The sequence below is a fragment of the Paraflavitalea devenefica genome (genome assembly GCF_011759375.1).
GTDB classification, from domain to species: Bacteria; Bacteroidota; Bacteroidia; order Chitinophagales; family Chitinophagaceae; genus Paraflavitalea; species Paraflavitalea devenefica.
Map to the genome: position 1 here is coordinate 330,285 of NZ_JAARML010000003.1, position 12,275 is coordinate 342,559.

9 protein-coding genes are annotated in these 12,275 nt (G+C 45.4%); 2 read left to right on the forward strand and 7 right to left on the reverse strand.

Translation table 11 applies throughout. The features are described 5' to 3' along the window. The 6 genes from HB364_RS19740 to HB364_RS19765 form a co-directional block, all read right to left on the reverse strand. Complete coding sequence (locus HB364_RS19740; protein WP_167290051.1) at positions 1–4,503, reverse strand: DUF6443 domain-containing protein; 4,503 nt, start codon at positions 4,501–4,503, stop codon at positions 1–3. Between the two features lie 17 nt (positions 4,504–4,520). Further along, positions 4,521–4,958 carry a hypothetical protein gene (locus HB364_RS19745; protein WP_167290052.1) on the reverse strand — a complete coding sequence of 146 codons (438 nt, stop codon included), beginning with the start codon at positions 4,956–4,958 and terminating at the stop codon, positions 4,521–4,523. Positions 4,959–4,969: 11 nt separating this feature from the next. Continuing rightward, positions 4,970–7,504 carry a hypothetical protein gene (locus HB364_RS19750; RefSeq protein ID WP_167290053.1) on the reverse strand — a complete coding sequence of 845 codons (2,535 nt, stop codon included), beginning with the start codon at positions 7,502–7,504 and terminating at the stop codon, positions 4,970–4,972. 93 nt (positions 7,505–7,597) lie between these two features. Next, positions 7,598–8,245: a YdcF family protein gene (locus tag HB364_RS19755; protein WP_167290054.1), complete on the reverse strand. Its 648-nt coding sequence runs from the start codon at positions 8,243–8,245 to the stop codon at positions 7,598–7,600. An 18-nt stretch (positions 8,246–8,263) separates the two neighbouring features. Next, positions 8,264–8,494: a hypothetical protein gene (locus HB364_RS19760; RefSeq protein ID WP_167290055.1), complete on the reverse strand. Its 231-nt coding sequence runs from the start codon at positions 8,492–8,494 to the stop codon at positions 8,264–8,266. A gap of 60 nt (positions 8,495–8,554) precedes the next feature. Continuing rightward, positions 8,555–9,097 (reverse strand): SET domain-containing protein, encoded by a 543-nt coding sequence (locus HB364_RS19765; RefSeq protein WP_167290056.1) that lies wholly within the window; start codon positions 9,095–9,097, stop codon positions 8,555–8,557. A 637-nt stretch (positions 9,098–9,734) separates the two neighbouring features. On the opposite strand from HB364_RS19765, the gene HB364_RS19770 reads away from it, so the two are divergent. Next, the gene (locus HB364_RS19770) at positions 9,735–10,163 is read left to right on the forward strand and encodes a MauE/DoxX family redox-associated membrane protein (RefSeq protein ID WP_167290057.1); all 429 of its coding nucleotides are present in this window, start codon (positions 9,735–9,737) and stop codon (positions 10,161–10,163) included. A 79-nt stretch (positions 10,164–10,242) separates the two neighbouring features. Beyond that, positions 10,243–10,533: a hypothetical protein gene (locus HB364_RS19775; protein WP_167290058.1), complete on the forward strand. Its 291-nt coding sequence runs from the start codon at positions 10,243–10,245 to the stop codon at positions 10,531–10,533. 362 nt (positions 10,534–10,895) lie between these two features. Here HB364_RS19775 and HB364_RS19780 read toward each other — a convergent pair whose 3' ends face one another. Next, the gene (locus tag HB364_RS19780; RefSeq protein WP_167290059.1) at positions 10,896–12,275 is read right to left on the reverse strand and encodes a RagB/SusD family nutrient uptake outer membrane protein; all 1,380 of its coding nucleotides are present in this window, start codon (positions 12,273–12,275) and stop codon (positions 10,896–10,898) included.

Consider the following 12,275-nt stretch of genomic DNA (forward strand, 5'->3'; position numbering starts at 1 on the left):
TTACCAAATTTGTGGGATGGTTACGGGATGAGGCTTATTGCCATCATTATTCAAAGAACCTTGTGAATATAGCTTAAATATTCTAAGTATTTGTTCCTTTGTCGCTCCTGTCGGATTGGTGTAATTATATGGCTTTATCATGGTTTGCGGCCAGTTCATAAAGTTTGAGGGGTGATACGGATACGGAATAACTAATCCTGTAGAATTGAATTTGTCGCTATGTGGATGATTCAATCCACCTGTATGTCCAATTTCATGAGCCATATATCCATAAGAAGTAATTGCCGCCCATCTAACATAACTTTTACGAACATATATCTCTTTCCCTGACACCGCAATTGCCCCAGCTTTCACGTTTGGGTTTTTTACCTCAAAGATCGGATCGTCATCATTACGGATTTCGATCAATGTAGCATCCTTTGACAAATCTTCTTTCTTTTCAATTGTAGTAATATCAGCAGAAGCACTAACTTCAATATCAGGACCATTTTTGTCCTTCTTAAATGAACCTTTAAAGAAGTTTTCAAATTGTTCCCTTGTTACATCGGCCAACTGCTGTGTGCTAATATACTTATTGCTGCTACTGTTTAAAATTTGTGCTTTATAATGAAAATGAATTCTCCAACTGCCATCTTCGTTTATATCAATGTCTATTGTCCAATCCATACCGTTTGGATCATTTAAAAGTACGGGATTATTTGCCGTGTAAGAATAAGGACTAATGCCTGTAAATTTTTCCCCCATTGGATCTAACACACGCCATATTCCCAATTGCCTGTCATACATCCTTGCCCCAAAATCCAGCCATTCCAACCCACTGCCATCGCTGAACTCCTGCCGCTGTTCTTCCTTGCCATTAAACTTATACTTATTATATAGCTTGCCGACGGCTTTTGAAGATATTCCCGCCATCGTCAACCCAAACGGATAATAATGGGTTTCTTCGATGAGGGGGCCAGTGTAATGCTGCACGCTCAGGTTATCAAAGAACACGTCCCGGTTCTGGGTTTCGTTGCTGACGTAAATATACAAAAAGCCATTCTTCGTGATGTTGACCGGTCCGCCGCTGGTCAATGGACGGATAAAGCCGGTATCCTGTATCGGGTCGGCACCACTGCCGGCAGGTACATATTGCAATTGCTCATCGAGCAATATCCAGTTTAGGTAGGCTTTGGGCTTGTTGGAAGGTGTGGTGTTCTCCTCGTTGCGGAAGCTGTTCAAAGCACCCAGCAGCGGGCTGGTACCACTATTGCTTAACGCAGAAAAAGCGCCCTTACTTTCCCCCGCCACACCTACGATGCCAGTGGCCAGAGAGGTTAGGATGTCCGCTATCGGGTTATTGGTGCCACTGCCGGCACCACTGCCACGATAAAAGCTTTTCACAGCAATATCCACTTTATCGCCGCTCATGACCTTTAGTATCAGGGCCGGACCTATTTTGTTGCCGCTGCCATTGACTTTGGCCACCAGCGTATCGGGGCTGATACCCGTAGATTCTGCCGGATAACCACCCGGTACACTGTTTTTAGAAACAGCCGTTTGTGGGATATTATAGAACAGTTGATCTTCCTTTGCGCGGTAAGCCGCTTCCATGGTAGCCATGTAGTGTGTCGTATCAGTTTGCTCCGTAAGCACCATCCGCACATTGCCAAGGTGGTCTTTGAGGAAGTAGTCATACTGGAACCGGTAAGCACTGTCACCATTCAGGAAACGCTGCTTTACATACCGCAACCTGCCTTCCTCATGGCCCAGGAACTGCAGGGTATCATTCTCATACACAAAGCCTGCCATGTACAAGGTCACCTTATCCGGTTTACCTGTTTCCTGCACCCGCTTGCGGTGCTTGACACCCGCCGCATCATAGGTATAACTGATGGTACCTTTCACGGCTCCACCAGTGGTACGCACGGTGATGGTCTGCGGCAGGTTCAGGTGATTGTAAACAATGTCTTCTGCAGCGGCGGTACCGATATCTTTATTTAAGTCCTTTTTCAGGTTACCATTGGGATCATAGGAGTAATCCACGGTATTGCTGTTCTTACTGCCCGCATTGGGGTGCAGGGAAGAGGTGCGGAAATCGCCCAGTTTGGTTTGCGGATCATTGGCATTGTCAATGACGTTCTGCAGGCGGTTGCTGTTGCCATTGTTCAGATAAGTATAGAACAGGTTGTCAATGGTAGCACTACCGCCCGGTTTCCAGCCTTTCTGGTCCATGCGCAGGATATTGCCATTGGCATCATAGCTGAGGTTACTGACACTGAAGTCAATACCGGCATTAAGGTTAAAGGTGGTGCCGGTAAATTGTTTGAAGTTTGCGCCAGTCAGCCGGTTCACGGCATCATAGGTAAAGTCATACCGCCTTACCCGGCTATCGCCCCCACTTTTCCAGAGCATGCCGGCAATATTGCCATTGAACTGGGTACCAGCATAAGGGTCGGACGCTCCGTTCACCGTAACCGCGTTTTTATCATAAGCGAGGTCAAAACCAAAATAGTTGGTGGTGCTGTTGGTGTCTTTGGCATAAGTACGGTTGGCGCCTAACATCCAACCTTGAATATTGTAATCGTAGGTAAGGCTGTCCAGCGAACTTCCGCCAGGTCCTGTAGTGGGCGCCAGTTTCTTCTTTTTCAGTTGCCCCAGTGCGTCATATTGATTGGTGGCAATGACCTGTTCAGGCTTGCTGAGGGTTTGACTGCCAATGGTGCTGCTCACTGATTTTTTAGTCGTGAGCAAACGGCCCAGGTCGTCATAATCCATTTTGGTGACCACGATATGCGTTTGTGGATTGGTACCCTGTACTTTCTCATGTTTGGTGACGATGGTGAGTGGCTGACCGCTGAAATTGTATTGTGTAGTAGTGATGTCACAACCCGCCGTATAGTTCCCTGCCTTGGTTTGGATCGCCCTTCCTTTTTCATCATAAAATAGCGTAGTGGTAAAAGCGGTAGCCCCATCCAGTGCTTTGAGGATGGTGCCGGTGACCAATCCGAGGGCATTATCATTAGCAGGTGTTACTGCCTGCGGATAGGGATAGGAAGTATTGGAAGCACTGGCAAAGTAACTACTGAAACTGTTGTCAAAAGTCCTGTAAACGGAAGACACTCCATTGGTCCAGGCATAGTCATCATAGTAGGTGACAGACAGGATATCGCTGTAGATGACTACCGGAAAACTTTGCGACAAGCTATACATGGGCAGGGAACTAGCGGGGGTATAGTTTTCATAGCGGCCCAGGTTTTGGGTATTGAGATAACCCTGCATGGCGCTTTGGCTGGTGTAGGTGGCATTGGTGTATTTACCACTATACACGGGCCGGTTGAGCGCATCGTATTTGGTGAAGAGCCATTGGTTGGTTACACGCAGGTTACCATCCTGGGTGAGTACCAGCCGGTCCCACTGGTCATAGACCATCCACACTTCTGCGGCGCCGGGTACTTTTTTACGGATCAGGCGACGGCGAGCATCGTATTCGTAGCGGAAGCAAAGCTCATTGAGAGCCTCCCCCCAGCCCCCTCCGGTGGAGGGGGAAGGCCATCCTGCTGTAAGCAGGAATTCTACGCCTTTGGGTTGGATCACCAGCCGCAGGTTATCCAGGTCATCATACACATAATAAGTACAGAGCCAGCCCACATGACCACTGCCAGAACCGTTATCAACGCTGGCAGTAAGTTGTACTTTTTTTAAGACTACTTGCCCTCCTTTATCTTTGAACTCAATCACCTGTTTACCGTGTTCATCCACCGTAATATTTTTAAAGAGCTCTCCGGTCAGATAGCGGCTGGTGGTGCTATAAGTGCCCCAGCTATTAGCCACATCGGTGACAGTCCAAATCCGCACACTATCCGTAACGGTATTGACAAAATATTTACTTTTTACAGAGTGGCGGTCATTCTCGTTGGCTTGTGCAGCAGAGCCTACCCAACTGCTGCCGGGTGCAAAGCTTTCCTGCACGCGGTTGAGCGGTGAGGCCTCGAAGGTAGTTTGTCCATAAGCCCAGTTGAGGCTGTTGGGACCAACGTTGGTTTCACCGGCCTGACTGGTGAGTTGGTTATTGTAAAACTGCACCTGTTGCTGGATGGGATTGAGTTTGAAAAGGCCATCGCTGATGGAGACATTGCTGCCGGTATTATTGGCGGCAAAGGGCAGGTATTTATATTTCTCTCTGCCAAACTCATCATAGACAACGGGGCTTACGAGATCAACCGGGCTGTTGCCGCTGGTGATAGAGCCTTGTTTAACCACCGTTTGCAAAGGACGGCCGAGCCCATCAAAGTAAGCGGTAGTTTGTTTGACGTCTTTGAGCGGACGGGTGATGAGGTTGGCAGCGCTGGTATCCGGTGCTGTGGAAGTCCAGGTGCGGATGAAATTAACTTTGATAGTACTGTTATAAGCAGCCGGGGGAGTTACAGGCGTTTGAGCCAGTCCCATGCCTTGAAGGAACAATAACCCTATTGCCAGGTACCGTCTTACTATTTGTTGACAGTTCGTTGTATACGTATTCATGCTTTAGCAGATAAGGGTTATTGGTTAATAGCTTGCTGGTATTTGTAATCGAATTGTTGGAGCACGTTTTTGTTCTCATCACGGATAAACTTTAAGCGACTAAAACCATCGTATTCATAATAAATAATTTTATTGCTGGCATCGCATTGGCTGGTCATGCCAATCAGCGGAGCATAGGTGTAGGTGGTCATTTTAGCATTGACGGGATAAAGCCTTAATTCCTGGATAAAACCAGCAGGGTCAAAAAGCAACATGACATTTCCAGAAATGCCGGTAAACCGGATCTCATGCAGGTGCCAGCTCCCTTTCGTTTGTAGAATTTTATTGGAAAGAATCGTTCCGGAACCTATAGCCAACTCGCAGTTCTTTTCCCAATAGGTAATTACATATTCTTTATTACTGCTTAAGTTAAGGTTCTCTGTTTCCATCACTCCAATCTGAGGTGTCATATCCATGCAAGGCCTATTCAGGGGGCATCAGGTTCTGATGTTAACGTTGCACCTATTGGAGAACTCCAGGGTGATTCAAAAGTTACTGAATAGGCTATTTCGCCTGAAGCAGCATTGATTACCTGGGCAGTTGGGTACTGTTTTAAATATTCCCAGGCAAAACTATTTGTTACGCCCTCCGGGTTCTTCAATTCCAATACTTTGTCACCGATAAACTTATTAAACCTGGTCAACTCTTTGAAAGAGTTATCCCTGAAAAACGCTTGCTGCTTATCCGAATGAATAAAATTGTCGCCACCTAACTTGTAATAACTCCTGGTTTTATGGGATAGTACACCATTCGTAATTTCCTCTTGTTCCAAAACAATACCCGTCATATTCCTCGTTTTCATGGTATCATAAATAAAATATTCATTGGAAGGAATAGAAGGGGAAGCAATATTTAAATAATCCTTTACATACTTGGATCTTTTTGTTTGAACAAGTCCCTTACTGGTAGTTCTCCATGTTTCAGTAACATACCTGTGACTATTGCTTTGGTACAGGAAGGTATCTTTTGTTTTGAGGTTTCCGGAAGGACTGTAGGTGATTGCTTCAGTTGAACTAAGCAATAGGTTGGCTGCCATCATGGGCGCCATTTCCTGGATGCCATCATACCTGGTAAAGCAATAAGGACCTGATGGGGCACCGGTATAGGTTGAACTGGCCCCTAAAGATATGACGGATGGGTTTTGAAGTGTATCCACTTCTTCTATCTGGTAGAGACTATAGATTTCGGAAAGCTTATCAGAGGAAGTACCTTTATAATTAACTTCTCTTGTCAAATAAGGGCTGTACTGGCCCTGTGCGTTAACATAGGCTTCATAATCGAACTGTTTTACTAACGTATCTGTACTGCCTATTTGTTTTTCTTTGACTGCCCCATAGTAGAAGTTTTTTGCAATTCGCTCATTTAAAGGATAGTCTGATTTAAAAGTATAGGTCATACAATTGTAGAGGGTCCTTGTTTCAAAGGGTATGGAAAAAGTATTAATGCCTCCTGTAAGGTTCGAGTACTCGTACCGTGTCCTGTCGGCAATACTGTCCTGTGAGGTATAGCGTGTGATCTGTTTAATTCTTATCCCCGGAGCATATCTTCCTCCTGATTCATTTAGTTCATAGTCAAACATAGCTTTCCCTCCAGTGGGATAACGAATGGTATGGAGCATTGCCAGCTTTATTCTGGTCAAATTGGGTGTTCTGTTGGCCGATTGATAAGTTTGGGTATATTGAGAATGGCTTGAAACGATCAGCCGGCTATTTACTGCTCCATTATAATATCCAAAGATATCCCTGGCGTAGGAGTTTAATGCTGGCACTGTACTACTTTCATCGTATTCAAACGACCAGGTTTTCTTGTCGGCTGTATCGGATACATTGACCTGGTGAACTTTGGTCAATTTCAGGAAAACGCTGCTGAAACTTCCATACTCAAAAGCAAACTTTTTGATCCGCTTACCCGAAGCAATATGCTTTACCACAACAGAATCCAACTGCTTTTTCCAATACTGCAGCGCATTATTGTCTGAATAACTGAAGTTTACTTCTGTATCATCGGTATAAATGCGGGCAATCAAACTGGTGGCGTAAGTGCCTCCATTGGTGGTAGTGGTAACCACCGGGCTGGGACAGCCACAAGCGGTGGGCGAAGCAAAAGGTACTCCTTTCGTATAGGTTTCTGAAATGCCGTGCTGAACATAGGGTAAATTATACCTGACGTACTCAAAATTCATTTGCTTTCCCACCGGCGTTACAATTCTTTTTAACATCCAACTTGTGGTGGATATATGGCCATCATTAAAAAGAGGGTCATTATTACCAGGTACGGAAGCATGGCTGGCATCACTGGTCTCATAATAATTGTTCCCACTTCCTCCAAAGTAATATTTATAACCTGATTCATCAGTAACCACAAATTCATTAAATCCTTCAATTTTTAAATGGTAAGGAGCGTTTTCAGCATACCATCTCCCCTTCTTATACAGTAAATTGGCGCTGCCTTTGAAATAGTTCAGGGAGTAATAATCCTGGTTTACGTCAATCCGGTTATTCATAAAATTCTTAAGCGTAATCTGTTCCGGAGAGCCTTCTTCGGTACCGTCATTACGCATAAGGTTAATGTAATAGGACAAAGAATCATAATGATCAAAAAACCAATCCGAATCATCCATGCCATTAATATCACGGGAAATCATGCCGCCTGCATCTAAAGCCCATTTAAAGCCTACCACGCTGGGCATTTCGCCAAACTTAAATCCGGAAGCATGGTATTTGACCCTGATAGGTAGGGTAATGGTATTGTCTAACTCCACATTATAAATAGGCACATTGATATCTGGAATACCCGTAGCATAATTAACTCCCAGTCTCGAAAAGGCATCCAGGGAAGCTGCGTTGGGAGACTTCACCGTAATGCGCCGGGAGTCAAAACCAAACATTTCAGCATTTTGGGAGAAAATAGGAGAAAAGCAAAGGAGGCAAGCACCCAGGAGAAGCAAGGATTTGGATCTCATAAACAGAGAACATTTAGTTTGGGCAACAAAGAAAACGGGTATTTGAGATCTAACAATACCACGAAGTGGTAATAGATAAGATTTACAAACCCCCTACTTCACTAAATGCTGATCAAATCCTAACGCTACCAGCCGTTCATAGGCCCCCCAGATGGTGTCGGGAATTTCCTGGTAGATCTGGAAACCTTTTTCGGGATAGAGGCGGATGCGTTGAAGATCGCCTACCATAATATGGATCACCCTTTCGAGGGGAATATCGGCCGTGGGGTAATCGGTGAAGGAGATCTGCGGGGAGGTGACCAGCAGCTTTTTATGGGGCCAGTGCCGTTTAAACGTAGCATAGCTCCTGCGCTCCATATAAGGCTTTTGCACCACGAGGAATGATTGGGGATCCAGGTCCTTCGCGCGTAACAGCTCACCGGTAAAAGCGATATTCTCGCCTGTATTTGTAGACCTGTTTTCTATAAGGATCGCACTGGCAGGAACGCCCATCTTAATAGCAATAGCGGCAAACTGGTCGGCCTCTGTTTCTGTCCAGATGCCTTTGGTCACATTGCCCAGACCGCCGGAGAAGATCAGTAAGGGGGCCCAGCCCTGGAGGTACAATTCGGCGCCCCTGTTGGCCACCCGCAGATCATGACTGCCCAGCACAAAAATGCAATCTGATCGTTCAGGTACATGCTGCATATGGTGGTAATCCCAAAGCTGCTGTGCCAGTTCCATTACTTCGGTCGTGATCATACGGAGGGCTGGTAGTATTTAGGTGGTGAGGTACTTATATACGTTTTTCTTATAGGCCTCCAGGTCTTCCGGGGTGGAGAATTCTTCAAACCTGTCTGTTTGCCCGCTCCGCTGCTGCCGCACCAGTGCCACAATGCCCCCGCCTACGATCGTTCTTTTGGCGCGCTGGAAAATAGTGTCCAGGCTATTGGTATCATTGATCGTTTGCAATTCCTCGATCTGGCCCACATTAATAATATAATCTTCCATAACACACCCATTTGTTATTTATTCTCCACAGCTATTCATTCCCCTTCAGGGGCAGGGGGCTTACGCCCTGACCCTGGTAGCCGCTTTCACTCTTTTAACCACCTTGCCGTTGGTTTTCTTTTTGAGGGTCGTCTTCTTAGCTTTGCCGGCTTTTGTGTTGGCCTTTTTCAGGCGCGCTTTTTCAGCCGCTTCATCAAGCTTCCGGTTATGCCTGATAACGCTCCAGTATTCGGGGCCATAGCTCACCAGTATCTCTCCTTGGGCAGGAATATCTTTCACTGCTTCAATAAATACCCGGTTGCCTTCGGTAATATAATGGCTGTTATTGCCAATGCCCTTCACCCGGCCAATACCGCGGGCGTCATTGGCATAGCGTGCCAGGGCTGTTTTATCGTGTTGCGCATCCAATACAAAATGGCGGCTTACATAGTAGATATAACCATTATTGCCTTCATCATGGTTCACGTCTTTCCAGGTAGTAGCCTTGCCTTTGTATTCAACGATGCGGGTACCTTTCGGGATTGGTTTTCGGGTAAACAGACCTTTGCCGGCGCCAGGTATGCTGGATGTTTTTACCACCAGTTGCTTTTCAAGTAATGCCATTCAATAATCGCTTATATGTTATCTTTAATAAGGCGGCGAAGATAAATATTATTAGCTGTTAATTTTACTTTACTGCTTCCTTCACAACCTTTTAAGACCATTCGCATAATTTTAAGGCCAGCTCATGCCAGTTTTACCAACCACAGAAAATGGATCCATAGGCGGGCGATTGCAAAGCAGTTGCATACAAAAATTTGGTTCACATATTATTTTATATTAACTTTAGTAGCTATTGATTTTCACCATCGCGTAACAACTTTTTTGAAGTCACTACCCACTGATTACGCATAGCCGGCACCCCCACACTTATCCCCAAGCCTCATCTTTTTCCCTCACCATCCAATGTGTATAAACCCTGTTCCTGGTCCGGTACCGAACAAACAATCGTTTGCATAAGCGAAATCATTTATTTACTAAATGATTATACACCAGTTAGGACAATTAGTAACCTTTTTAGTTACATTTGTTTTAGAGGCATTCCATTCTATTGTTAACCAATAGATATTTCCCACCATTTTACCTTATCACCGCTTTCGATTGTAACATCAACAAAACGATTTCTGCTGCTTAATTTCTAATATCCCCGGATGTTTACCATCTATAGGACAGGCATTGTTGTATCTATCCCCTAATCAATATGAAACGAAAGATTGTAATTGAGATCCTCTCTTCTTTGTTGATCCTCCTTTTTGTGTACACCAGCGTAAGCAAATGGCTTGCATTCAAAAAATTTATTGGCGAGATGAACAACCAGCCTTTTCCCAACTGGATGACGCCCATACTGGTTTGGACACTTCCCGCCGCCGAGGTCCTTATTGCCGGATTACTCATGTTCGACAGAACACAACTCATAGGTTTTCGGGCGTCACTGATATTTATGTTACTGTTCACAGTATATACACTGCTGGTATTGCTGAATGTATTTGGCAGAACACCTTGTTCCTGTGGAGGCGTAATAGAACATCTTTCCTGGGGGCAACATTTATTCTTCAACCTGTTTTTCGTGGGGGTGGCGCTCACAGGTATATGGCTTAAAAGAAAAGAATTGACGCCGAAAATTTCATAACTGCTGCTATGGAATATTTTCAGGCGATGCCGAAAACCTGTATAAAAGAGTAGGCAATTTATTACTTAAAAACCCAATTATGAAGAAGATGAAGTTTTTCGTTTACCTCGCTGCCATTGTAGCAGTGACCAGCGCTTTTGCTACGAAGCAGGATAATCCCTGTTTTTTGGCTCCCCAATATTACTGGGATGGTGCTTCCTACCAGCCGGCAGGCGTATACGGGGAAGATTTTGATTGCGATTATGACCCGGCCGTTACCTGCACCTATTGGCGTCCTAATCCCGGTACACAGCCCAATAGCTATGCAGGCTGCAGACTGGGCCATTTTATTGAGTTAGGCGCTCGTGCCAATAAAGCAACAGCGAAATAAGCTGTGAAATCTGTAATGCTGCTGGAAACCTGTTGCCATGATCAACCGTAGTTTAGGCTCTTATAACCCTATTTTTCATTAAAACGGTTTAGCAACTAACGAGGTGTAAATCAATGTGTAACAGATGAAACGAACAGTTGTTACTGAAATTGTTGATACGTAATTTGTTCCCTTATCAAAAAAAAGTTCTAAATTCATGTTTTCATAGGATAAGGTTTAATGGTTAATGGTATTTGATTAGTGCGGTCCCGCTTCGGCGGGACCTTTTTTATTGGGGGTATCTGTAATATATTGTCACCCTGTCCAAAGGACTCCTTCGGAGAGCTTGTCGAAGGGCTTCTGTTCATCCACACAAATATATTTTACCGGGGATTTTGTGCCATATTGCTCATCCTCGTCACATCGGGCGGCAACAACAAGGTATAGCGCAGGTCGCGGGGAGGCAACTGGTGCGTATCACCATTCAGCTTGCGTAGTAACACAATGGAAGAATCTGTTTTATTATAGCGCCGGAGGTCTGTCCACCGCAAACCGCGAAAGGGCAGTTCTTTTCTTCTTTCTGTTAAAATGATCCGTAAAGCTTCTTTATCATCAGCAGCAGTAAACGGAACAAAAGTGCTGGTCCGCCACCGGTTTACCAACAATGTATTCAGATCATCCAGGGCGGCGGCCCGGTTACCGGTACGTGCTGCACATTCTGCCCGGATCAGGTACACTTCATCCGTGGCCAGGCCGGTAAACAGCGGAGTGCCTCCGGTATAGCTGCCTTTGGGATTGATGGCGCCCGTTATGCGATGGGGACCGAAAAAAATAGAATCGCGCAGATCATTTGGGGCATAAGACCGGTAAAGGTTGGAATCCACAATGCAGTTGGCCACAGAAACTCCCCGCAATACATTGGTAGTAATAAACCGGCTTTGGTAAATCGTCTCGCCATTGAGTTTGTCAAAAGGAGAATTGAGCATCGCATTGACAGTGTTGTAATCAATCAATGTATGGTAAAGCTGCAAACAACTATCGGCATACAGTTTTGCCTCTGCATAATGATCCATGCTCAGGTATACCCTGGCCAGCAGGGCAAAAGCGGCCGGCCGCGACGAACGGTTGCGGTAAACAGGAGGAACTTCTGCCGGCAACAGGGCGGCAGCTTCTTTTAAATCATTTACTATCTTCTCATAGGTTTCGGGTACGGTAGCGCGTACAGAAGGCTCATCCACACCGGCGCTGAGCCGTAAAGGAATGCCCCATTTTTCTTTGGTGGGTGTGCTGCTATAGACCGGGGCAAATATTTGCGCTACGTTATAAAATGCATAAGCCCGTGCAAAGAGGGCGGCGCCCTTAATGGCTTTCCACCAGCTTTCATTGCCGGTATTGCGCTCAATTTTATCAAGGCCCTCCAGGATTACATTGGCATAAAATACCTGCCGGTAGGGCGAATTCCAATCCGCTATATCGCCTGTTAACCCCTCAAAGGTTTGGGATTTCCATACATAGGCATTCTTTTCTTTGGGATTGAGGCCTTGCCAAAAGGTGTTGGGGAGATAAAAATTATCAGCCGATAGTTCACCTAATACCGGCGTTTCATTCATCACGGGGTCATTGTCCAGCAATGCCTGGAACTCCTCCAGCGTGGAAGGAATAAAAAGATCGGTATCCGGTTTTGCTTCCAGGAATTCTTTCTTATTGCAGCCTGGTATGACTGCCAGGAGAAAGATCAGGTAGAATAGGACTGTGATCTTCAT